Source organism: Streptomyces sp. 6-11-2 (assembly GCF_006540305.1).
In the GTDB taxonomy this organism is placed as follows: Bacteria; Actinomycetota; Actinomycetes; order Streptomycetales; family Streptomycetaceae; genus Streptomyces.
The window spans coordinates 2,799,750-2,821,815 of sequence record NZ_BJOR01000001.1; the positions used below are offsets into that span (position 1 = coordinate 2,799,750).

The window sequence follows — 22,066 nt, forward strand, 5'->3', positions numbered from 1 at the left end:
CCTCATTGACAGACCCGACAGGAGTTTCATGACCACCGTCCCCTGGCGCGACCCCGCCCTGCCCGCCGCCGTCCGCGTCGACGACCTGCTCTCCCGGATGACCATCGAGGAGAAGGTCGCCCAGCTGTACGGCGTGTGGGTGGGCGCCGCGACGGACGGCGACGGCGTCGCTCCGCACCAGCAGCAGATGAACACGGACTACGACTGGGACGAGCTGATCACCCTCGGGCTCGGTCAGCTCACCCGCTCCTTCGGCACCGCCCCCGTGGACCCCGCGCTGGGCGCGCAGGCACTGGCCCGCGCCCAGCGCCGGATCGCCGAGGCCGGCCGCTTCGGCATCCCCGCGGTCGCGCACGAGGAGTGCCTGGCGGGCTTCACCGCCTGGGGCGCGACCGCCTACCCGGTCCCGCTGGCGTGGGGTGCCACGTTCGACCCGGCGCTGGTGGAGGAGATGGCCGGCCGCATCGGGCGGGACATGCGCGCGGTGGGCGTGCACCAGGGGCTCGCGCCCGTCCTGGACGTGGTCCGCGATCCCCGCTGGGGCCGGGTCGAGGAGACCGCGGGCGAGGACCCGTACCTGGTCGGCACGATCGGCAGCGCGTACGTGCGGGGCCTGGAGTCGGCGGGGATCGTGTCCACGCTGAAGCACTTCGCCGGGTACGCCTCCTCGGCGGGCGCCCGCAACCTGGCCCCGGTGCGGGCCGGCACCCGGGAGTTCGCCGACGTCACCCTCCCGCCCTTCGAGATGGCGCTGCGCGAGGGCGGCGCGCGCTCGGTGATGGCCGCGTACACGGAGACGGACGGCGTCCCGGCCTCCGCGGACCCGCAGCTGCTCACCGAACTCCTGCGCGAGCAGTGGGGTTTCACCGGCACGGTGGTCGCCGACTACTTCGCCGTCGACTTCCTGCGGACCCTGCACCGGGTCGCCGGCACCCCCGCCGAGTCGGCGCACCTGGCCCTGGCCGCCGGGATCGACGTCGAACTGCCGACGCTGAAGTGCTACGGCAAGGAACTGGTGGCGGCGGTCCAGGACGGCACGGTTCCGGAGTCGCTGGTGGACCGCGCGGCCCACCGCGTCCTGCTCCAGAAGTGCGAACTGGGCCTGCTGGACGAGGACTGGGCCGCGGACGCCCCGGCCGAGTCCATCGACCTGGACTCGGCGGAGAACCGGGCCGTGGCCCGCCGGGTGGCCGAGGAGTCGGTGGTGCTGCTGGCCAACCCGGACGGGGTGCTGCCCCTCTCCCCCGACACCCGGATCGCGGTCGTCGGCCCCCGGGCGGCGGACGCCCTGGCGATGCTGGGCTGCTACTCCTTCCCGTCCCACGTGGGCACGCAGCACCCCGAGGTGCCCATGGGCATCGAGATCCCCACCCTGCTGGACGCCCTGCGCGGCGAACTGCCCGACGCGAAGGTGACGTTCACGGAGGGCTGCGGCGTCTCCGAGCCGGACACCTCGGGCTTCGAGGAGGCGGTCGCCCGGGCGCGGGAGGCGGACGTGTGCGTGGCCGTCCTCGGCGACCGCTCGGGCCTGTTCGGCCGGGGCACGTCGGGCGAGGGCTGCGACGTGGCGGACCTCGCGCTGCCCGGTGTGCAGGGCGCGCTGCTGGACGCGCTGGTGGAGACGGGCGTCCCCGTCGTCCTCGTCCTGCTCACCGGCCGCCCCTACGCGCTCGGCCGCTGGGACGGCCGGCTCGGCGCGGCCGTCCAGGCGTTCTTCCCGGGCGAGGAGGGCGGACCGGCGGTCGCGGGCGTCCTGTCGGGCCGTGTGAACCCCTCGGGCCGGCTGCCGGTGAGCGTGCCGCGCGGGCCCGGCGGCCAGCCGTGGACGTACCTCCAGCCGCCGCTGGGCCTGGCGGGCGAGGTGAGCAGCCTGGACCCGACGCCGCTGTACCCGTTCGGACACGGGGTGTCCTACACGACGTTCGAGTGGGCGGACTTCCAGGGCAACGATGTCACCGAGATCGGCACGGACGGCTCGCACGACGTCTCGCTGACCGTGCGCAACACCGGTGACCGGACCGGCGCGGAGGTCGTGCAGCTGTACCTGCACGACCCGGTGGCGTCGGTGACCCGTCCGGACGTCCGCCTGATCGGCTACCGGCGGCTGGAACTGGACCCCGGCGAGTCCCGCCGGGTGACCTTCCGCTTCCACGCGGACCTGTCGGCGTTCACCGACCGCACGGGCCGGCGGGTGGTGGAGCCGGGCGCCCTGGAACTGCGACTGGCCACGTCGGCGTCGGACGTCCGCCACACGGCGCACCTGACCCTGACGGGTCCGGTGCGCGAGGTGGGCGTGGAGCGCCGCCTGCACTGCGAGACGGAAACCTCACCGACGACTTGACCCGCCCCTGTGGGCCGCCACCCCGGACCCCCGCTTCACAGCCTCTCAACTCACCGAGACAGGTGGGAGGGTGGGAAAGCGGGGGTGCAAGGGGGCAGAGCCCCCTGCCGGGGCCTGAGGCGGAGCCCCAGGGGGTGGGCGAAGTCGCGACAAAAAACCCCGCCCCCGGTTGCACCGGGGGCGGGGTTCCGTGGAGCGCCGGGCAGGCCTTGCACCTGCATCTCCCCGCAGGAAGCGGGACGTCTTTCCTTGGACCACCAACGCACTGCTCGCGGGCCTCAGTTGGCCGCTTGCGTGTGATGATCATAGCCCACCGGAAGGGCCGGGGGCCAATCAGCCGTCCCGGCCCTCACCCACCGACTCGAACCGCCACCGATGCACGGCCCGCGTGACCAACTCACCCTCCGGCTCGGGAAGTTCCGGCAGCTCGGCGGTGAACTCCGCGTCCCACCAGGTGATGACCAGCACCCGGTCCTGCGGAGCACGGAAGGTCTCCCGCCGCAGGGGCGTCGGCGCGAGCTCCTGCCGCCGGGCCCAGGCGAGCAGTTCCTCCCCCCGCCCCGCGACCGCCCGCGCCTCCCACATCAGCGCCACCGTCACGGGTACAGGTTCTCCTTGCTGACCTCGTGCACATGGTCATGGGTGTGCCCCGTGCCCGGCACATGCGGATCCGTCACCGGCAGGGAGGAGTCCGCCGACAGGTCCCAGTCGGAGGCCGCCCGGCCCCGGCTGACCATCTCCGCGCCCAGCGCCGCCACCATCGCGCCGTTGTCCGTGCACAGCTTGGGCCGGGGCACGCGCAGCCGGATCCCGGCCGCCTCGCACCGCTCCCGCGCCAGGGCCCGCAGCCGCGAGTTCGCGGCCACGCCGCCGCCGATCATCAGGTGGTCGACGCCCGCGTCCTTGCAGGCCCGTACGGCCTTGCGGGTCAGCACGTCCACCACCGCCTCCTGGAAGGACGCGGCCACGTCACGCACCGGAACCTCCTCCCCGGCCGCCCGCTTGGCCTCGATCCAGCGGGCCACGGCCGTCTTCAGACCGGAGAAGGAGAAGTCGTAGGCGGGGTCGCGCGGACCCGTCAGCCCGCGCGGGAAGGCGATCGCCGCCGGGTCGCCCTCCGTCGCGTACCGGTCGATGACCGGCCCACCCGGGAAGCCCAGGTCCAGTACGCGCGCAATCTTGTCGAACGCCTCGCCCGCCGCGTCGTCGATCGTCGCGCCCATGGGCCGTACGTCCGCGGTGATGTCCGTGGACAGCAGGAGCGAGGAGTGCCCGCCGGACACCAGCAGCGCCATCGTCGGCTCCGGCAGCGGGCCGTGCTCCAGCTGGTCCACACAGATGTGCGAGGCGAGGTGGTTGACGCCGTACAGCGGCTTGCCCAGGGCGTAGGCGTACGCCTTGGCCGCCGAGACGCCGACGAGCAGAGCGCCGGCCAGACCGGGTCCCGCGGTGACCGCGATGCCGTCCAGGTCCCTGGCGCTGACCCCCGCCTCCTTGAGCGCGCGCTCGATGGTCGGCACCATCGCCTCCAGGTGGGCCCGGGAGGCCACCTCCGGGACGACCCCGCCGAACCGCGCGTGCTCGTCGACGCTGGAGGCGACCGCGTCGGCCAGCAGGGTGGTGCCGCGGACGATGCCGACGCCGGTCTCGTCGCAGGAGGTCTCGATGCCGAGGACGAGCGGTTCGTCCCTCAAGTCAGTCATGGATCTCGGTTCCTTGTACACCGTTGACGGAGGTTGCCGGGTCGGACAGGCGCATCACCACGGCGTCCACGTTGCCGGGCTGGTAGTAGCCGCGCCGGAAGCCGATGGGCTCGAAGCCGAAGCGCTCGTAGAGCTTCTGCGCGCGGACGTTGTCCACGCGGCATTCGAGCATCACCTCGGCGCACTCGAAGGCGGTCGCGGCCCGCAGCAGCTCGGTCAGCAGCCGGGAGCCCAGCCCGGTGCTCCAGTGATCGCGGGCGACGGCGATGGTCTGCACGTCGCCCTGGCCGCCGGAGGCGACCAGTCCGGCGTACCCGACGATCCGGCCGCCGTCCTCGGCCACCACGTAGCGCCGGGTCGCCTCCGGGCCCCTGGAGTGCGCCAGCTCGGACCAGAACATGCCCCGGGACCAGGCGTCCTCCGGGAACAGGTCCTTCTCCAGTTCCAGCACCGGGTCGATGTCCCACCAGCGCATCTCGCGCAGTGCGCACCGGGCGGACCCGGTCGTCGTCTGTCCCGTCACTTCGGGGTGACCACCTTGTAGTTCTTGGGCACCTGGGCGTCCGGCCGGCGCAGGTACAGCGGCCGGGGCGCGGGCAGCTCCTCACCGGCGGCCAGCCTCTCGGCGGCCAGCGAGGCGAGGGCGGCGGCCGACACGTGCTCGGGCTCGTGCGCCTGCGGGAAGGTCTCGGGGTACAGCAGCGCGCCCGCGCCGACCGCGGGCAGGCCCCTGACCCGGTCGGCGATGTCGGCCGGCCGGTCCACGGCCGGGTCGGTGACCCGGGTGCGCGAGTCGGCGTACCGGGCCCAGTAGACCTCCTTGCGGCGGGCGTCGGTCGCCACGACGAAGGGGCCCGGGAGGTCGGCCGCGTAGGCGAGGCCGTCGAGCGTGCACACGCCGTACACGGGCACGCCGAGGGCGAGCCCGAGGGTGTCGGCGGTCATCAGGCCGACGCGCAGGCCGGTGTACGGGCCGGGCCCGACGCCGACGACGACGCCCGTGACGGCGTCCAGCTTGAGCCCGGCCTCGGTGAGCACCCGGTCGACGGCCGGCAGCAGGAGCTCTCCGTGCCGGCGCGCGTCCACCTGGCTGGAGGAGGCGATGACGTCCGTTCCGTCGTGCAGGGCGACGGTGACGGCGGGGGTGGCGGTATCCAGAGCGAGCAAGAGCACGCAAACAGCCTACGGCTCCCGCGCCTCCGGCACGGCCGCCCCGGTCGGGGGGATTCCGGCTGCTACGGTCGCCGCGAGGCAGCTCGTGACGACCGAGGCGGAGGTGGACGACCGTGGCACGGAGCAGTTCGGGGTTCGTGGCCGGGCTCACCGCCGCGGCCGTCCTCACGGTCGGCTTCCTCGCCCACCAGGCGCAGGCGACCGTTCCGCGGAGCCTGAGCGGCCGGCCCGGCCCGACGGCGACGCCCGCGGCGAGCGTCTCCAAGGCACCCCGGGACAAACGGCGCCCGACCGCGCTGCCCGGCGGCTCCGGGACCGGCGAGCGGGTCGTGTACTCGCTGGACGACGACCGGGTGTGGCTGGTCGGCCCGGACGGGTCGGTCCAGAACACCTTCCGGGTCGGCCCGGGCAACGTCGACCCGGCGCCGGGCACCTACGCCGTCGTGTCCCGTTCGAAGGCGATCACCGGGACCGACGGTGTCCCCGTCGAGCACGTCGTGCGTTTCACCAGCACGGACGGGGTGGTCATCGGTTTCAGCGCGGCGTTGGACGGCTCCTGGCCGACGTCCGACCCGGCGATCAGGACCGGCGGCATCCGTGAGTCCCGGGCGGACGGCGAGGCGATGTGGATGTTCGCGACGATCGGCCAGAAGGTCGTCGTCATCCGCTAGTGCTGTGGCCGGGAAGGTTTGCCGGGAAGCTCGCGGCGTCCGGTGCCGGGGGCACCTCCCACGCCCTTCAGGCAGTGGGGGAGCCTCGCAAGGCGGAGCATTGCCCGCGTACCGGATGTACTCGGGTGATGCGACAACGCGGCGTGGGGGTACCCCCGGCCGAAGGCTGGGGGAGTGCCGTGCCGGGCGCCGCGAGCCGGTGAACCCTTCCGGTCACAGCACTGGAGCCGCCGCCCAGCGGAACGCACCCTCGCGAGGTCGTGTCCTTCACCGGGGCACGTCGGCCGAAAGTCATCCGATGGGGCTACGCCGCTTCACGGCTTTCCTCCACCGTGCGGGGGTCCGCCGGCTCCGGGGCGCGCGGCGGCCGGGAGACCGCGTCGGCGGCGGCGCAGGCGGCCAGCAGATCGCGCATGGACACACCGCCCACCGCGTACGGCCGCGGCTTCGGATTCGTCCGGTGCCGCCGCTGCTGCTGCTCGTTGCTCTCCATGGCCGACATGGACGCCTCCTGGGGGCCGGGGGCGGACGTGGTGAGGCACGCCTAACCACGGGCTGACCACCATGTGACCATGCCCGGAGCACCCGGCGCAAGGATTTGCCGACGCCCTGTCGGAAAGTCCGTGCGGCCCTCAGGCGGTCAGAATGCCCAGGTCGACGGTGGCCCAGCGGTCCCCGATCCCGGTCACCGTCACGTGCCGCACCTCGTCCGTGGTGTCTCCGACGGCCCGGTGGATCACGACCTGGAGCCGCTCGTCGGTCAGCTCCTCGACCTTGCCCTCGCCCCACTCCACGACGACCACCGAGTCCGGCAGCGACACGTCGAGGTCGAGGTCCTCCATCTCGTCGAGCCCGCCGGACAGGCGGTAGGCGTCGACGTGGACGAGTGGCGGGCCGTCGCCCAGGGCCGGGTGCACACGGGCGATCACGAAGGTCGGGGAGGTGACGGCGCCGCGCACGTCGAGCCCCTCGCCGAGACCGCGGGTCAGCGTGGTCTTGCCCGCGCCGAGCTCCCCGCTGAGCATCACGAGGTCGCCCGCGCGCAGCAGCTTGGCCAGACGGCGGCCCAGCTCGCGCATCTGCTCGGGGGCGTTGACGGTGATCTCGACGGACCCGGGGTCAGGGGTGTGCCGTGCTGCTGGTGCTTCCATAGCCATCAACGGTAGTGCCTGCCGGGACCGCGCCCGCGCGGGCGAGCAGGTCGGCGAGGCGGTCCGTGACGGCCTCCGGATGCTCCAGGATCACCAGGTGCCCGGCGTCCGGGACCAGCACCAGCTCCGCGTCGGGGAGCAGGTCGGCGATGGCCTCGCTGTGCTCGCTGGGCGTGACGAGGTCCTGCACCCCGGCGAGGACCAGCACCGGTATGTCCGCGAAGAGGGCGAGCGCCTCGGTCTTGTCGTGGTCGGTGAAGGCCGGGTAGAACTCGGCGACCACGTCGATCGGCGTGCTCTCGATCATGCGCTCGGCGAACCGGGCGACCGCCGGGTCGATGTCCCGGCCGGCGAACGAGTACCGCTTGATGACGCCGGCGAAAAGGTCCGTGGTGGCCCGCCGCCCCTTCTCCACCAGCTCGGCGCGCTGCCCGAGCGCCTTGAGCACTCCGGGGAGCACCCGGCGCACCGCGTTGACACCGGCCACCGGCAGTCCGAAGTTGACCTCGCCGAGCCGCCCGGAGGAGGTGCCGACGAAGGCGGTGGCGACGACCCGCTCGCGGATCAGCTCGGGATACTGGTCGGCCAGCGCCATCATCGTCATGCCGCCCATGGAGTGCCCGACGAGCACGAGCGGCCCCTCGGGCGCGGCGGCGTCGATGACGGCCTTCAGATCGCGGCCGAGCTGGTCGATGGTCAGTTCCGCGCCGTCGCGGGTCTGGGTCAGACCCCGCCCGGACCGGCCGTGGCTGCGCTGGTCCCAGTGCACGGTGCGTATGACACCGCGCAGGGCGGCGCGCTGGAAGTGCCAGGAGTCCTGGCTGAGGCAGTAGCCGTGGCTGAAGACGACGGTGACGGGGGCGGGGGCCTTGCGGCCGAAGAGCCGCCGGCGGCGCGGACCGAGGTTCGCGGTGGAGTCGGGGTCGATGTCGTCGACCTCGTAGTAGAGCTCGGTGCCGTCGTCGGCCAGGGCCTTGCCCGGGGTGCCGCGCAGGGCTCCGTAGGGGCCCGCCGAGTCCAGGGCGAGCCGGGCCTTGCGGCGTATGCCGCGGCCGACCGTCATCCGCTCGATGGCGACCCCGGCGGCGGCTCCCGCCGCCACCACGCCTATCGCGGCGCCGGCGATACCCGTCGCCCGCCGCCAGCCGCCGACCGCCTCCGCGGCAGAGGCGACGGCCGCCGTGGCGGCCTTCGCGACGGCCCCCGCACTGCTCTCGCTCACGTACCGCTCCTCTTGTTGCCGTACTGCTGTTCGCTCGCCGGCCGGCACCGGTCCCGGTGGGCGCGGAGGGTGCCGCCGTCCCGCGCGGGGTGCCGTGCCCCGGCCGGGTGTCCGCGTGGGTCACCCGTCCTGTGCTGCCCGCTCCCCGCCCTCTGCCCGGTCCGGCTCCTCGTTCACATAGACGCGCGGAACGCGTGTTCCGATGCGTGTGACGATCTCGTACGCGATGGTGCCGGCGGCCTGCGCCCAGTCCTCGGCGGTGGGCTCGCCGCGGTCGCCGGGGCCGAAGAGCACGGCCTCGGAGCCGATCTCGGGCTCGTCCCCGCCCAGGTCGACCACGAACTGGTCCATGGCGACCCGTCCCGCGACCGTACGCCACTTGCCGCCGACCAGGACCGGCCCGGTGCCGGACGCGTGGCGCGGGATGCCGTCCGCGTAGCCGACGGGAACCAGGCCGAGGGTGGTCTCGCCGGGGGTGACGTAGTGGTGCCCGTAGCTGATGCCGTGGCCGCCCGGCACGTGCTTCACCAGGGCCAGCGAGGCGGACAGGGTCATGGCGGGGCGCAGCCCGAAGTCGGCCGGGGTGCCGAGTTCGGCGCTGGGCGAGACGCCGTAGACGGCGATCCCGGCGCGGACGAGGTCGAAGTGGGCCTCGGGGAGGGTCAGCGCGGCGGGCGAGTTGGCGATGTGCCGCACCTCCGGGCGCAGGCCGCGCTGTTCGGCGTCGGCGGTCATCTCGCGGAAGAGGCCGAGTTGCGCGGCGATGGAGGGGTGGCCCGGCTCGTCGGCGCAGGCGAAGTGGGACCACAGCCCGGTGACGCGGACCAGCCCCTCGGCCTCGGCGCGCAGGGCCTCGGCGACGAGTTCGGGCCAGTCGGCGGGCTGGCAGCCGTTGCGGCCGAGTCCGGTGTCGGCCTTCAGCTGCACGCGCGCGGGACGGCCGGCCTGCCGGGCGGCCTCCCGGACCTCCGCCAGGGCCCACATGTCACTCACGGACATGTCGAGGTCGGCCTCGATCGCCTCCCGCCAGGGTCCGCCCGGCGTCCACAGCCAGCACATGATCCGCGCCTGCGCGGGCGACAGCCCGGCCGCGCGCAGGGCGAAGGCCTCCTCCGGCGTGGCGGTGCCCAGCCAGGTCGCCCCGGCTTCGACGGCCGCGCGGGCGCACGGAACCGCGCCGTGGCCGTAGGCGTCGGACTTGACCACGGCCATGACCGCGGCGCCGGACACGCGCCCGCGCAGGGCCCGCACGTTGGCCCGTACGGCGGCCAGATCGATCTCGGCACGGGCACGCAGCGGCGTCGTTTGTGGGTGTGCTGTGTCGTTCATCGCGCCCCCAGTGTCTCAGAGGCACCGGACGGCCATTCGAGAAGCGGGTCGGTGACGGACGCGACATGTGCCGTCGGACGGCACCCCGGTCCGCAGCCGTGCCCCGTCCGCCGCGCTGTGCGCCGCTCAGTCCCGCACGTCCCGCCAGGCCCGCGGGATGGTCTCCGCGATGTCGTGGGCGCCGATCGGCGCGCCGTGCGCGGCGAGCCGGCCGGCCAGTCCGTGCAGATAGGCCGCCGCACTGCCCGCGTCGCGGGCGGAGAGACCGGCGGCCAGCAGGGAACCGGCGAGGCCTGACAGGACGTCACCGCTGCCGGCGGTGGCGAGCCAGGACGTGCCGGTCGGGTTGACCCGTACGGGGCCCCCGTCCGGGTCGGCGACGAGTGTGGTGGAGCCCTTGAGGAGGACCGTCGCCCCGTAGCGGGCGGCGAGTTCGCGTACGGAGGCCAGCCGCGCGCCCTCGACCTGCTCGCGGGCCACGCCGAGCAGGGCGGCGGCCTCCCCGGCGTGCGGGGTCATCAGGGTCGGGGCGGTACGGGCGCGTACGGCGTCGCGGTCGGCGAGGCGCAGTCCGTCCGCGTCGATCAGTACGGGTACGTCGGTCTCCAGCACCTCGGCGACGGTGGCCGCGTCGTCCCCGGCGCCCGGTCCCGTCACCCACGCCTGCACGCGGCCCGCCTTGTGCGGCCCCTGGTCGGACACGAGCGTCTCCGGGAAGCGGGCGATGACGGCGCGTCCGGCCGGACCGACGTACCGCACCGCGCCCGCCCCGCCGCGCAGCGCGCCGGACACGGCGAGCACGGCCGCGCCCGGGTAACGGGCCGAGCCCGCGGCGATGCCGACGACACCCCGCCGGTACTTGTCGCTCTCGGCGGCGGGCAGCGGCAGCAGCGCGGCCAGATCGGTGTGCTGAAGCGCCTCCAGTTCGGGTTCGGCGGGCAGCTCGGGGCCCAGGCCGATGTCGACGAGGCGGACCGTGCCGGCGTGCTCGCGGGCCGGGTCGACGAGCAGCCCCGGCTTGTGCGTGCCGAAGGTGACGGTGAGGTCGGCGCGCACGGCGGCGCCCAGCACCTGGCCGGAGTCCGCCTCCACCCCGCTCGGCAGGTCCACGGCGACGACGGCCGCCCCGGAGCGTGCCGCGCGCTCGGCCAGCGGCGCGGCGTCGGCGCGCAGGCCGCCCTTGCCGCCGATGCCGACGATGCCGTCGACGACGAGGTCGGCCCGGTCGACCGCCTCCTCGGCGCCGTCGGCCCGGGCCACGCTCCCGCCCGCCCGGCGCAGCGCGGCGAGACCGCCGGGGTGGGTGCGGTCGGGCGCGAGCAGCACGGCGGTCACCCCGGCGCCGCGCCGGGCCAGCCGGGCCCCGGCGTACAGCGCGTCGCCCCCGTTGTCGCCGCTGCCGACCAGCAGCACCACCCGGCGTCCGTACACCCGCCCGAGCAAGTCCGCGCTCGCGGCGGCGAGTCCGGCGGCGGCCCGCTGCATGAGCGCGCCGTCGGGGAGTTTCGCCATGAGCGCGCGCTCGGCTGTCCTGACCGTCTCAACGCTGTACGCGGTACGCATGCGGTCGAGTCTGCCCCGGATGCGTCCGGTCCCGCACGCGGACGGTGACGGGGGCGGTGGCGGAAGGCGTCAGCCCTCCGCGATCACCACGGCCGAGGCCACTCCCGCGTCGTGGCTCAGGGACACGTGCCAGGAGCAGACGCCCAGTTCCGCGGCCTTGGCGGCGACCGAGCCGGTCACCCGCAGCCGCGGGCGGCCGGAGTCCTCGACGTACACCTCCGCGTCGGTCCACAGCAGTCCGGCGGGCGCGCCGAGCGCCTTGGCGAGCGCCTCCTTGGCGGCGAAGCGGGCGGCCAGCGAGGCCATGCCCCGGCGCGCCCCGCCGGGCAGCAGCAACTCGCTCTCCACAAACAACCGCGTCGCCAGCCCGGGCGTCCGCTCCAACGACGCCGCGAACCGGTCGATCTCGGCCACGTCGATACCGACCCCGATGATGCTCATGCGGAGCACCCTACGGGCCGCACCTCACCTGCCGTGGTCCTCCCACTGTCAGTCGACTTCAGAAGCCGGGAACAGCCCTTCGCCGCCGAACTCGAACGGCATCCGCAGCAGACGCCGTTGCACACGTCGCCGGGCGCGAAGTCGCGGAAGTTGCGCGACACGTAAATCTCGGCCCGGGCGAAGTTCGCGCACCCCAGGTGGATGGCGTCAAGCCCCTTGATCTTCGGCTTCTCGGCCGTGATGTCGTTGGCGATGAGGCCGACTCGGCGGGTCACTTCCACCAGCGTGATGTAGGGCTCCTGGAGCAGGGTCCGAATATGGAGCCGATGGACACTCGCGGTGGTGCCGCGCGTCTCAGCAAGGGTGACGGTGGAGGTGTAGAGCCGTACATACCCGGCTTTGGCTGCCCGCAGCATGCTTTCCGCCTCGCGCGCGCTGCCTGTGCCCTGCGCCCAGTCGATGAAGCAGTTGCTGTCCAAGTAAACCGACTCGGGGCGGTCAGTTTCCCCCACGCAGAGCCTCCACATAGTCCACCGCGTCCTGGCCGCCGGTCATGTCCGGCCAGAACCCCGCCCGCAGCTCGTCGTCCGAGAGCTGCGGCTCCGTCGGAAGGAGCTCGATCTCCGTTGCACGCACCTGGACCACTTGGCCCTGTGCGTTCTCGGTGATCTCGCCGGTGACCTCCACCCGGTCGCGTCGCCGGGCCCGCCGCAGCTCGGTGTCCAGATCATCACCGAAATAGACGGGAATCACTTCCCCGCCGACCTCGGTGCGCAGCACCGCTCGGGGACGGCGATGCTTTCCCTCCACCAGGCCGCTGAGACGTCCCCGCCGCGAACCGAACGTGCGCAGGCGCGCACGCGTGGCGGCTTGCAGATTGAACGCGGTCCTCTGCGTGACCTCAGCCGTCCGGACTTCGACGCCGTCCGCACGTACCGCGACGAACATGCCGACGTCGGGCGATGCTCCGAGGGAACGGGCGACCTGCTGCCCCAGCGATGCCGCACGGGCGGTCCAACCGGTCGGGATACGTTCTGCGGTCTCAGCTTCCCCCAGCCCGGTCACGGCGGTCCGCAGCACCCGTTCCACGACCTGGTAGTCGGAGTGTTCGGCGATGCGCAGCGGCTCAAGGACACAGGTGACGCTGCCCAGCCTGAGCTCATTGAAGGACCAGCGGGTGCCATGGCGGCTCGGCCGCGCGGTCTCGCTGTTCTCCAACTCGCGCAGCAGCGACAGCACACTCTGCACGGTGCGCAGCGACTCCTGGGCGTCCATGCCGGCGTGCGGGCCCCGTAGCCTCAGTTCGAGCTCGACGCTCATGCCGCACCTCCTCCCCCTCATGGGCTAGCGACGTCACGGTACTCAGAGCCCGACTCCATGGTGCCGCTCACCCACCACGTTTTCACCCGGAAGAGACGCCGTCGAGGAAGGGAGACGGAGCCTCCACTACGCGGCGGCCAGTTCGCACCACACGATCTTGCCGCGGTTGCCCTCCCTGGCCAGGGGCTGCCAGCCCCACAGGTCGGAACAGGCCCGCACCAGCGCCAGCCCCCGCCCATCCTCCGACTCGGCCAGCTGCTCCAAGGGCACTGGCGGCTCCGGCGGCGCGGGGTCGGCGTCCCACGCCCCGATCCGCAGCACCCCCGCGGCCCACCGCAGCCGGAGCGCGGCGGGCCCCTTGGTGTGCCGTACGGCGTTGGACACCAGCTCGGTCGCGAGCAACTCGGCCACGTCGACGAGCCGGATCAGCCCGTGCATGGTGAGGATCAGCCGGAGAGTACGCCGACTGACGGTGACGGCGCGGAGGTCGTTGGGGATGTAGAGGCAGTATTCCCAGGGTTCCGTCACGTCTTCGGGCATGGCTCAAGGTCGTCATCGACGGGCCGACTCCCGTCCCGTACAAAGCGGTGATCCATGAGGCGGCGTTGCGGATCAGAGTCGGCGACCGCGCTGCCGCACGGGCTCAACTCGGCCGCGTGCTGGAGCTGTCCGAAGCGGACCACGTCAGCCTGCGGGTCATCCCCTTCGACCTGGACGGTTTCGCGGGCGCTTGGAGCAACATGATGCTGGCGGGCGGTGCCGTACCCAAGCTGGACACAGCCGTTCGCGACGCACCCCACGGCACGGCGTTCATCGACTCCGAGGCACAACTCGGTGTCTTTCGAACGCTCTTCCGTAAAGTGGAGGAGGTGTCACTCGACCCCGACCGATCGCGTGACTTCATCCACAGGCTGGCCAAGGAATTGTGAGGCTCATCGTGACCACCCCGGCCAACTGGCGAAAGTCGTCCTACTCCGGCGGCGGCGAGGGCAACAACTGCGTCGAGATCGCCAACTCGCCGACACACATAGCCATCCGCGACTCGAAAACGCCCACCATGGCCACCCTCACCTTCCCAGCCGGAGCCTTCACCGCCTTCGTCAAGGCCCTGAAGAGCACCGGCACTCCGGAAGGCTGACGCACCCCATGTCCACCCCCGACTGGCGGAAGTCGTCCTACTCCGGCGAGGGCGATGGCAACAACTGCGTCGAGATCGCCCACTCCCCCACCCACATAGCCGTCCGAGACTCCAAGGCCCCGGCCGGAGGCACTGTCACGCTCCCGGCCGAGGCCTTCACCAGCTTCCTTGACGCGCTGAAGGGTCACTCCACCGTGACGGACTTCGCCAGGTTCCGCGGCTGATCCACCTCGTTGCCCCGCGCCGTCGCGAGTTCGCAGGCGAAGACCTGCAACGGCACCGTGGCGACCAGCGGCTGGAGCAGCGTCGGGGTGGCCGGGATGCGGATCAGGTGGTCGGCGTACGGGGCGACCGCCTCGTCGCCCTCCTCCGCGATCACGATCGTGCGGGCACCCCTCGCGCGGATCTCCTGGATGTTGGAGACGATCTTGTCGTGGAGGAGGGACCGGCCCTGCGGGGACGGCACCACCACGACCACCGGCAGGTCCTCGTCGATCAGCGCGATCGGCCCGTGCTTCAGCTCGCCCGCCGCGAAGCCCTCGGCGTGCATGTACGCCAACTCCTTGAGCTTCAGGGCGCCTTCGAGGGCGACCGGATAGCCCACGTGCCGGCCGAGGAACAGCACCGTGTTCTTGTCCGCGAGCGAGCGCGCCAGCGCCCGTACCGGCTCCATCGTCTCCAGGACCCGCTCCACCGCGCCGCCGATCTGTGACAGGTCGCGGATCACCACCTGGATCTCGTCGCCCCACTTGGTGCCGCGGACCTGGCCCAGGTACAGCGCCACCAGATAGCAGGCCACCAGCTGGGTCAGGAAGGCCTTCGTCGAGGCGACCGCGACCTCCGGACCCGCGTGGGTGTAGAGGACCGCGTCCGACTCGCGCGGGATGGTGGAGCCGTTGGTGTTGCAGATGGCCAGCACCTTGGAGCCCTGCTCGCGGGCGTGCCGGAGCGCCATGAGCGTGTCCATGGTCTCGCCGGACTGGGAGATGGCGATGACGAGGGTCTGGGCGTCCAGGATCGGGTCCCGGTAGCGGAACTCACTGGCGAGTTCCACCTCGCAGGGGATCCGGGTCCAGTGCTCGATGGCGTACTTGGCGATCATGCCCGCGTGGAAGGCCGTACCGCACGCGACGATGACGACCTTGTCCATCTCACGCAGCTCGGAGGCGGAGATGCGGACCTCGTCCAGCGTCAGGTAGCCGCCCGCGTCGATACGGCCCAGCAGCGTGTCGGCGACCGCCTTGGGCTGCTCGGCGATCTCCTTGAGCATGAAGTAGTCGTAGCCGCCCTTCTCCGCGGCCGCCGCGTCCCAGTCGACGTCGTAGGAGCGGACGTCGGCCGGCCGGCCGTCGAACCCGGTCACCGTCACCCCGTCCCGGCGCAGCTCCACGACCTGGTCCTGGCCCAGCTCGATCGCGGAGCGGGTGTGGGCGATGAACGCGGCGACGTCGGAGGCGAGGAAGGCCTCGCCCTCGCCGACGCCCACGACCAGCGGGGAGTTGCGGCGGGCGCCCACGACCACGTCCGGCTCGTCGGCGTGCACGGCGACCAGCGTGAACGCGCCCTCCAGGCGCCGGCACACCAGCCGCATGGCCTCCGCGAGATCGGCGCTCACCGAGAACTCCTCGGCGAGCAGGTGCGCCACGACCTCGGTGTCGGTCTCGGAGTACAGTTCGTGCCCGCGCTCGGCCAACTCGGCCCGCAGCGCGGCGAAGTTCTCGATGATGCCGTTGTGGACGACGGCGACCCGCCCCGAGTTGTCGAGGTGCGGGTGGGCATTGCCGTCGGTGGGCCCGCCGTGGGTGGCCCACCGGGTGTGCCCGATACCCGTGGAACCGGTCGGCAGCGGCCGGTCCGCGAGTTCCTTCTCCAGGTTGACCAGCTTCCCGGCGCGCTTCGCCGCCGCCAGCCCGCCGTCCGCGAGCACGGCGACACCGGCCGAGTCGTAACCCCGGTACTCCAGCCGCTTCAGACCGGCCATCACGACTTCGAGTGCCGACTGCGACCCCACGTATCCCACGATTCCGCACATGGGCGGCAGCCTACGGGCCCACACCCGGCGAAAGTGGCTACTTCGTGCCCGAAATCGGAAATTCCCACCGGGGCAGGAAGGGCCCCGGTGGGTCTCCGGATCACTTCAGCTTGGCGAGCTGCGCGTCGACGAGTTCCGCGGGGAAGTCGAAGTCCTTGCCCGAGGCGGCCGACGCGAGGTTGACGGCAGGGAAGTAGGCCAGGGTGGCGTCCTTGCGGACGACGACGGCCTTCACCGGTGCCTTGACGCCCTCGGCGTTCACGGTCTGGGTCACGGCGAACGCCTCGTCGGCGCCCGCGGGCGCCTGGGTCACGGCCACCTTGTCGATCCCCGTCCTGGTGCCGGCCGCGGTGTAGGAGTACCCGCCGGCGCACTTCTCGGCGGCCGTCCGAAGGTCCTTCATCGCCTGCTCGGCGCCGCCGTCGTCGTAGGAGGCGAGGGTCACGACGACCTTCGACCGGTCGAGTCCGGCCAGCAGGGCGACCTGGGGGTCGGCGCCCGCCGAGGGCTTCTTCGCGTCGCCCAGCCACGAGCGCTTCACGGTGGCCGCGGGCGTGCCCACGTAGCTGCCGGCCTGGAGGAGGGCGAGCGGCGTGCAGGCGGTGTCGCCGGTCTTCACCTTGTCCTGCGCGACGTCGTCCGTCGCCGGCAGCTTGGTGGTGACCTTGCCGCTCTTGACGTCCGCCTGGGTGAGCGCGGCCTTCTCCAGCTCGGCGGCGCCCAGCGCCTTGGCCGGGGCGGCGGAGGCCGTCCTGTCGGCCTGCGCGGTCCCGCCGTCCGCGGCCTTCTCGTCCCCGCTGCCGGAGGAACCGCCGCAGGCGGTGGCGAGCAGGACCAGTGCGGCGGTGGACGCGGCGAGCACGGTACGGCGGACCACGGGGGAACTCACGGAAGGGCACTCTTTCTCTTCAAGACCGGCGGACGGTCTCCGCGGCGGGTTACCGCGCACCCTACGTGCCACGAAGCCAAAGATGATCATGAATCGGCCGCCCGGTATCCGACCGTGACGCCGGCGTGACCTCCGATCCCCCGCCTACGTGACACACCCCACCCCGCGCGCTGTTCGAACTCCGTTAACAATGGAATGTGATCTCTCCGGTCTCCTCGATTCCCCGGAGCGCCCACCGGTCCCGACCGGAGGCGACTCCCTACGTCGACCTCACCCGCGCCGAGTGGAGCGCGTTGCGTGACAAGACGCCGTTGCCGCTCTCCGCCGCGGAGGTGGAACGGCTGCGCGGTCTCGGCGACGTGATCGACCTCGACGAGGTACGCGACATCTACCTCCCGCTGTCCCGGCTGCTCAATCTCTACGTCGGCGCCACGGACGGGCTGCGCGGCGCGCTGAACACGTTCCTCGGCGAGCAGGGGTCCCAGTCGGGCACGCCCTTCGTGATCGGGGTGGCCGGCTCGGTCGCCGTGGGCAAGTCGACCGTCGCCCGGCTGCTCCAGGCGCTGCTGTCCCGCTGGCCCGAGCATCCGCGGGTCGAACTGGTCACCACCGACGGGTTCCTGCTGCCGACACGGGAGTTGGAGGCGCGGGGGCTGATGTCGCGCAAAGGGTTCCCGGAGTCGTACGACCGGCGGGCCCTGACCCGGTTCGTCGCCGACATCAAGGCGGGCAAGGACGAGGTGACCGCGCCCGTCTACTCCCACCTCATCTACGACATCGTCCCCGGCGAGAAGCTCACCGTACGGCGTCCCGACATCCTGATCGTCGAGGGCCTGAACGTCCTCCAGCCCGCCCTGCCCGGCACGGACGGCCGCACCAGGGTCGGACTCGCCGACTACTTCGACTTCAGCGTCTACGTCGACGCGCGCGCCGAGGACATCGAGCGGTGGTACCTGAACCGGTTCGGCAAGCTGCGCACGACGGCCTTCCAGGACCCGTCCTCGTACTTCCGCAAGTACACCCAGGTGTCCGAGGCGGAGGCCCTCGACTACGCCCGCACGATGTGGCGGACGGTCAACAAGCCGAACCTGGTGGAGAACATCGCCCCCACCCGGGGCCGTGCCACGCTCGTGCTGCGCAAGGGACCCGACCACAAGGTGCAGCGGCTGAGCCTGCGGAAACTGTGACGTCTACGCTGCCGCCATGCTGCATCTGCGCCTGATCACACCGCCCGAACAGACCGACGACGTGGTGCGTCTGATCGAGACGACGGTCGGCACCGCGCACCTCGTCGTGCTGCCCTCCGCCGCCCGCAGCCCGGCCGGTGACGTGGTCCTGTGCGACGTCGCACGCGAAGCCGGTGACGAACTCCTCGACGGGCTACGGAAGTTGGGGATCGAACGAAGCGGCTCCGTCTCCGTCGAGAGCCCCGACCTGACGCTCTCCGCCCAGGCCGAGCGGGCCGAGAGGGCGGCACCGGGCGAGGGCGCGGACGCCGTGCTGTGGCAGGAGCTGACGGAGGCCACGCACGAGGAGTCGACGCTGTCGGTCACCTACCTCGCGTTCATCACGCTGGCCACCATGATCGCCGCCTGTGGCGTGGTGCTCGACAACGCCGTCCTGATCGTCGGCGCGATGGCCGTGGGACCGGAGTTCGGACCGCTGGCGGGCATCGGCACAGCCCTGGTCCAGCGGACCCCGCGGCTGGCACTGCGCTCGCTGATCGCCCTGCTGGCAGGGTTCGCGCTGGCGATGGCGGTCACGGCGGGCTTCACGCTGTTCATGGACGCCATCGGGCTGTTCAGCAAGGCGAAGCTGGAGGGCCCCCGGCCCAACACCGCCTTCGTCTACGCCCCCGACGCGTTCTCCTTCGTCGTGGCCGTCCTCGCCGGAGCCGCCGGCACCCTCTCGCTGACCTCCGCCAAGTCCGGCGCCCTGATCGGCGTGGCCATCTCCGTGACCACCGTCCCGGCCGCCGCCAACGCGGCCGTCGCGCTCGCCTACGGCGACACCGCCCAGACCATGGGCTCGACGGTCCAGCTCCTGCTGAACATGCTCGGCATCGTCCTGGCCGGCACGCTCACCCTGCTCGCCCAGAAGTGGTTCTGGGCGAGGCAGCGCGAGCGCGTGTCCAAGGCCGGACAGGGCCTGCTCCAGAGCGGCAGGGACTAAGGCCTCTCGTTTGGATCATGCCGGGCTCGCGGGCCCTGGCACCGCTCCCCCAAGCTCTTCGAGCAGGGGGTACCCCCAGCCGCGTTGTCGTCGGTCGGCAGGGCTCCGCCCTGCCGCCCTCCTCCGCCGTGCGACGCACGGCACCGGACCCCGCTCCCTGATCCGGCCTGATCCAAACGAAAGACCCTAGCCGAGCGCCGACTTCACCGAATCGGCCAGGCGGCCCGCCACCGAGCGGGCCTGCTCGATGTCCGAGGCCTCGACCATGACCCGGACCAGCGGCTCGGTACCCGACGGGCGCAGCAGCACCCGGCCGGTCCCGCCCAGCTCCCGCTCCGCCTCGGCGACCGCGGCGGCCAGGTCGGCGGAGGTCTGCACCCGGGACTTGTCCACGTCGGGGACGTTGACGAGGACCTGCGGCAGGCGCTCCATCACGGAGGCCAGGTCCCGCAGCGTACGGCCGGTCCCGGCGACCCGGGCGGCCAGCAACAGGCCGGTGAGCGTGCCGTCGCCGGTCGTGGCGTGGTCCAGGATGATGACGTGGCCGGACTGCTCGCCGCCGAGGGCGTAGTCCTTGTCCTTCATCTCCTCCAGGACGTAGCGGTCGCCGACGGCGGTCTGCACGAACTGGATGCCCTCGCGCTCCATGGCCAGCTTGAAGCCCAGGTTCGACATGACGGTCGCGACAACGGTGTCGGAGCGCAGTGCGGAACGCTCCCGCATCGCCAGCGCGAGCACGGACAGGATCTGGTCGCCGTCGACCTCCTCGCCCGTGTGGTCCACGGCCAGGCAGCGGTCGGCGTCGCCGTCGTGCGCGATGCCGAGGGCGGCGCCGTGCTCGACGACGGCGGCCTTGAGCGGGCCGAGGTGGGTCGAGCCGCAGCCGTCGTTGATGTTGAGGCCGTCCGGGTCGGCGCCGATGGTGACGACCTCGGCCCCGGCACGCCGGAAGGCCTCGGGCGAGACGCCGGACGCGGCGCCGTGCGCCTCGTCGAGCACGATCTTCAGTCCGTCGAGCCGGTTCGGCAGGACGCCGACGAGGTGGCCGACGTAGCCGTCGAAGCCCTCGTCGTAGTCGCGTACCCGGCCCACACCGGCGCCCGTCGGGCGGTTCCAGGGCGCGCCGGTGCGGTGCTCCTCGTAGACGGACTCGATCCGGTCCTCCAGCTCGTCGGCGAGCTTGTGACCGCCCCGGGCGAAGAACTTGATGCCGTTGTCGGGCATGGCGTTGTGGCTGGCCGAGAGCATCACGCCGAGGTCGGCGCCGAGCGACCCGGTCAGGTACGCCACCGCCGGCGTCGGCAGCACGCCGACCCGCAGGACGTCCACGCCCGCGCTCGCCAGGCCCGCGACCACGGCCGCCTCCAGGAACTCCCCGGACGCGCGCGGATCCCGCCCGACCACCGCCGTCGGCCGGTGGCCTTCGAAGGTGCCCGCCTCGGCCAGTACGTGCGCCGCCGCGACCGAGAGGCCGAGCGCCAGCTCGGCGGTCAGGTCCGCGTTGGCGACGCCACGGACGCCGTCCGTGCCGAAGAGTCGTCCCACTTGTCCTCCTGAGGAAGCGTCAGTTCGAGAAGGGGCCGGTCCGTGGGCCGGTCCATGGCATTCGACGCTCCGGGCATCCGATCACACCAGCCGTTGAGCACCTTGTGCCGTTATACGCCGAAGCCTTGCGATAAACGAACGCCCCGGAGGCACATAGGCGTGCCGCCGGGGCGTTCGGAGTACGTGCAGGGGCGCCGCTGAGATTAGCGCTTGCTGTACTGCGGGGCCTTGCGGGCCTTCTTCAGACCGGCCTTCTTGCGCTCGACCGCACGGTCGTCACGACGCAGGAAGCCCGCCTTCTTCAGCGCGCCGCGGTTGTTGTCGACGTCGGCCTCGTTCAGGGCGCGGGCGACACCGAGACGGAGGGCACCGGCCTGGCCGGAGACGCCGCCACCGGCGATGCGGGCGATGACGTCGTAACGGCCCTCGAGCTCGAGCACCTTGAAGGGCTCGTTGACTTCCTGCTGGTGCACCTTGTTCGGGAAGTAGTCCTCGAGGGTGCGACCGTTGATCTTCCACTTGCCGGAGCCCGGGACGATCCGGACGCGGGCAATGGCGTTCTTGCGGCGGCCCAGGCCGGCGGCCGGCTGCGGCTCGCCGAAGCGGGAGGCCATGGACTCCGAGGTGTACTCGCCCTCGACGGGGACCTCGGACTCGGTGGTGTAGCTGTCGATGTCAAGCTCTTCGAGCGGCTGCTCGGCAGTGGTCTCGGCCACGATTCTCCTCAGATTCTCTTCAGTCTTAGGGGGTGGCCGGACTTACTGCGCGACCTGGGTGATCTCGAACGGCACCGGCTGCTGGGCGCCGTGCGGGTGCTGGTCACCCTTGTAGACCTTCAGCTTCGAGAGCATCTGACGGCCCAGGGAGTTCTTGGGGAGCATGCCCTTGACGGCCTTCTCGACGGCCTTCTCGGGGTTCTTGTCGAGCAGCTCGTCGTAACGGACGGAGCGCAGGCCACCCGGGTAGCCGGAGTGGCGGTACGCCATCTTCTGGGTCCGCTTGTTGCCGGAGAGGTGCACCTTGTCCGCGTTGATGATGATGACGAAGTCACCAGCGTCGACGTGCGGCGCGTAGATCGGCTTGTGCTTGCCCCGCAGAAGGGTGGCGGCAGTGGACGCCAGGCGGCCCAGGACGACGTCCTGGGCGTCAATGACGTGCCACTGGCGCGTGATGTCGCCGGGCTTGGGGCTGTACGTACGCACGGTTCGTAGCCTTCGCTATCTTCAGTGAGTGGTCCTGACAAGGTCACCGAAGACGATCACGACAGCCCTGACCGCACCGCGGTGACGCAAACCGCGTGCTGGTCGCTGGTCATCGGCCCGGTGGACCGGTGTAAGGGCCCGTCCCGTGAGAATGAGCAAGCCAATACACAACGA

General features: G+C 72.2%; 24 protein-coding genes, 1 tRNA gene and 1 pseudogene. 7 read left to right on the forward strand and 19 right to left on the reverse strand.

All coding sequences use genetic code 11. From position 1 onward, the window contains the following. The first annotated feature begins 28 nt into the window (after positions 1-28). Positions 29-2,341: a glycoside hydrolase family 3 N-terminal domain-containing protein gene (locus tag TNCT6_RS11815; RefSeq protein ID WP_141359316.1), complete on the forward strand. Its 2,313-nt coding sequence runs from the start codon at positions 29-31 to the stop codon at positions 2,339-2,341. A 191-nt stretch (positions 2,342-2,532) separates the two neighbouring features. Here TNCT6_RS11815 and TNCT6_RS11820 read toward each other — a convergent pair. From TNCT6_RS11820 to tsaB, 5 genes are all read right to left on the reverse strand, one after another. After that, positions 2,533-2,605, reverse strand: a tRNA-Arg gene (locus TNCT6_RS11820). 69 nt (positions 2,606-2,674) lie between these two features. Continuing rightward, positions 2,675-2,941, reverse strand: coding sequence for a hypothetical protein (locus TNCT6_RS11825; protein ID WP_141359318.1), 267 nt, complete (start codon positions 2,939-2,941; stop codon positions 2,675-2,677). Beyond that, complete coding sequence (gene tsaD, locus TNCT6_RS11830) at positions 2,938-4,044, reverse strand: tRNA (adenosine(37)-N6)-threonylcarbamoyltransferase complex transferase subunit TsaD (protein WP_141359320.1); 1,107 nt, start codon at positions 4,042-4,044, stop codon at positions 2,938-2,940. The genes TNCT6_RS11825 and tsaD overlap by 4 nt, the downstream gene beginning before the upstream one ends. Then, positions 4,037-4,519 (reverse strand): ribosomal protein S18-alanine N-acetyltransferase, encoded by a 483-nt coding sequence (gene rimI / locus TNCT6_RS11835; RefSeq protein ID WP_141366348.1) that lies wholly within the window; start codon positions 4,517-4,519, stop codon positions 4,037-4,039. The genes tsaD and rimI overlap by 8 nt, the downstream gene beginning before the upstream one ends. Positions 4,520-4,563: 44 nt before the next feature. Then, positions 4,564-5,217 carry a tRNA (adenosine(37)-N6)-threonylcarbamoyltransferase complex dimerization subunit type 1 TsaB gene (tsaB, locus tag TNCT6_RS11840; RefSeq protein WP_141359323.1) on the reverse strand — a complete coding sequence of 218 codons (654 nt, stop codon included), beginning with the start codon at positions 5,215-5,217 and terminating at the stop codon, positions 4,564-4,566. Between the two features lie 113 nt (positions 5,218-5,330). Here tsaB and TNCT6_RS11845 point away from each other — a divergent pair, with 113 nt between their 5' ends. Then, positions 5,331-5,888 carry a hypothetical protein gene (locus TNCT6_RS11845; protein ID WP_172632879.1) on the forward strand — a complete coding sequence of 186 codons (558 nt, stop codon included), beginning with the start codon at positions 5,331-5,333 and terminating at the stop codon, positions 5,886-5,888. Positions 5,889-6,192: 304 nt separating this feature from the next. On the opposite strand, the gene TNCT6_RS11850 is transcribed toward TNCT6_RS11845, so the two are convergent. The 9 genes from TNCT6_RS11850 to TNCT6_RS11890 form a co-directional block, all read right to left on the reverse strand. Continuing rightward, positions 6,193-6,390, reverse strand: a complete 198-nt coding sequence (locus TNCT6_RS11850) for a hypothetical protein (RefSeq protein WP_172632880.1) — start codon at positions 6,388-6,390, stop codon at positions 6,193-6,195. Between the two features lie 130 nt (positions 6,391-6,520). Then, positions 6,521-7,039 carry a tRNA (adenosine(37)-N6)-threonylcarbamoyltransferase complex ATPase subunit type 1 TsaE gene (tsaE, locus tag TNCT6_RS11855; protein WP_141359325.1) on the reverse strand — a complete coding sequence of 173 codons (519 nt, stop codon included), beginning with the start codon at positions 7,037-7,039 and terminating at the stop codon, positions 6,521-6,523. Beyond that, positions 7,008-8,261: an alpha/beta fold hydrolase gene (locus tag TNCT6_RS11860; RefSeq protein ID WP_141359327.1), complete on the reverse strand. Its 1,254-nt coding sequence runs from the start codon at positions 8,259-8,261 to the stop codon at positions 7,008-7,010. Before TNCT6_RS11860 ends, tsaE begins: the two co-directional genes overlap by 32 nt. Positions 8,262-8,381: 120 nt before the next feature. Further along, complete coding sequence (alr, locus tag TNCT6_RS11865) at positions 8,382-9,590, reverse strand: alanine racemase (protein WP_141359329.1); 1,209 nt, start codon at positions 9,588-9,590, stop codon at positions 8,382-8,384. A 126-nt stretch (positions 9,591-9,716) separates the two neighbouring features. Further along, on the reverse strand, positions 9,717-11,153 hold the full coding sequence (locus tag TNCT6_RS11870) for an NAD(P)H-hydrate dehydratase (protein ID WP_141359331.1): 1,437 nt from the start codon (positions 11,151-11,153) through the stop codon (positions 9,717-9,719). Between the two features lie 69 nt (positions 11,154-11,222). Then, positions 11,223-11,594 carry a holo-ACP synthase gene (locus TNCT6_RS11875; RefSeq protein WP_141359333.1) on the reverse strand — a complete coding sequence of 124 codons (372 nt, stop codon included), beginning with the start codon at positions 11,592-11,594 and terminating at the stop codon, positions 11,223-11,225. After that, positions 11,591-12,106: a PIN domain-containing protein gene (locus tag TNCT6_RS11880; protein ID WP_172632881.1), complete on the reverse strand. Its 516-nt coding sequence runs from the start codon at positions 12,104-12,106 to the stop codon at positions 11,591-11,593. Before TNCT6_RS11880 ends, TNCT6_RS11875 begins: the two co-directional genes overlap by 4 nt. Next, positions 12,093-12,914 carry a hypothetical protein gene (locus TNCT6_RS11885; RefSeq protein WP_141359337.1) on the reverse strand — a complete coding sequence of 274 codons (822 nt, stop codon included), beginning with the start codon at positions 12,912-12,914 and terminating at the stop codon, positions 12,093-12,095. Before TNCT6_RS11885 ends, TNCT6_RS11880 begins: the two co-directional genes overlap by 14 nt. 126 nt (positions 12,915-13,040) lie before the next feature. Beyond that, positions 13,041-13,454, reverse strand: a complete 414-nt coding sequence (locus TNCT6_RS11890) for an ATP-binding protein (RefSeq protein ID WP_141359339.1) — start codon at positions 13,452-13,454, stop codon at positions 13,041-13,043. Here TNCT6_RS11890 and TNCT6_RS11895 point away from each other — a divergent pair. The 3 genes and pseudogenes from TNCT6_RS11895 to TNCT6_RS11905 all read left to right on the forward strand — a co-directional run. Further along, positions 13,430-13,843, forward strand: a pseudogene (locus TNCT6_RS11895) (Scr1 family TA system antitoxin-like transcriptional regulator); the annotation flags it as partial. The gene TNCT6_RS11890 and the pseudogene TNCT6_RS11895 overlap by 25 nt on opposite strands. 8 nt (positions 13,844-13,851) lie before the next feature. Further along, positions 13,852-14,052: a DUF397 domain-containing protein gene (locus TNCT6_RS11900; protein ID WP_141366354.1), complete on the forward strand. Its 201-nt coding sequence runs from the start codon at positions 13,852-13,854 to the stop codon at positions 14,050-14,052. A gap of 8 nt (positions 14,053-14,060) precedes the next feature. Beyond that, positions 14,061-14,276, forward strand: coding sequence for a DUF397 domain-containing protein (locus TNCT6_RS11905; RefSeq protein ID WP_141359341.1), 216 nt, complete (start codon positions 14,061-14,063; stop codon positions 14,274-14,276). On the opposite strand, the gene glmS is transcribed toward TNCT6_RS11905, so the two are convergent. Together glmS and TNCT6_RS11915 are read right to left on the reverse strand one after the other, a co-directional pair. After that, on the reverse strand, positions 14,237-16,084 hold the full coding sequence (glmS, locus tag TNCT6_RS11910) for a glutamine--fructose-6-phosphate transaminase (isomerizing) (protein ID WP_141359343.1): 1,848 nt from the start codon (positions 16,082-16,084) through the stop codon (positions 14,237-14,239). The genes TNCT6_RS11905 and glmS overlap by 40 nt on opposite strands. Before the next feature lie 100 nt (positions 16,085-16,184). Then, on the reverse strand, positions 16,185-16,973 hold the full coding sequence (locus TNCT6_RS11915) for a hypothetical protein (RefSeq protein WP_141359345.1): 789 nt from the start codon (positions 16,971-16,973) through the stop codon (positions 16,185-16,187). A gap of 197 nt (positions 16,974-17,170) precedes the next feature. On the opposite strand from TNCT6_RS11915, the gene coaA reads away from it, so the two are divergent. After that, a complete protein-coding gene (gene coaA / locus TNCT6_RS11920; RefSeq protein ID WP_141359347.1) occupies positions 17,171-18,160 on the forward strand; it encodes a type I pantothenate kinase in 990 nt (329 codons plus the stop codon). A gap of 16 nt (positions 18,161-18,176) precedes the next feature. Next, positions 18,177-19,145: a DUF389 domain-containing protein gene (locus tag TNCT6_RS11925; RefSeq protein ID WP_141359349.1), complete on the forward strand. Its 969-nt coding sequence runs from the start codon at positions 18,177-18,179 to the stop codon at positions 19,143-19,145. A gap of 186 nt (positions 19,146-19,331) precedes the next feature. Here TNCT6_RS11925 and glmM read toward each other — a convergent pair whose 3' ends face one another. The 3 genes from glmM to rplM form a co-directional block, all read right to left on the reverse strand. Continuing rightward, the gene (glmM, locus tag TNCT6_RS11930) at positions 19,332-20,690 is read right to left on the reverse strand and encodes a phosphoglucosamine mutase (protein WP_141359351.1); all 1,359 of its coding nucleotides are present in this window, start codon (positions 20,688-20,690) and stop codon (positions 19,332-19,334) included. A 203-nt stretch (positions 20,691-20,893) separates the two neighbouring features. After that, positions 20,894-21,406, reverse strand: coding sequence for a 30S ribosomal protein S9 (gene rpsI, locus TNCT6_RS11935; protein WP_095750302.1), 513 nt, complete (start codon positions 21,404-21,406; stop codon positions 20,894-20,896). Positions 21,407-21,448: 42 nt separating this feature from the next. Next, positions 21,449-21,892: a 50S ribosomal protein L13 gene (gene rplM / locus TNCT6_RS11940; protein WP_141359353.1), complete on the reverse strand. Its 444-nt coding sequence runs from the start codon at positions 21,890-21,892 to the stop codon at positions 21,449-21,451. Positions 21,893-22,066 lie beyond the last annotated feature (174 nt).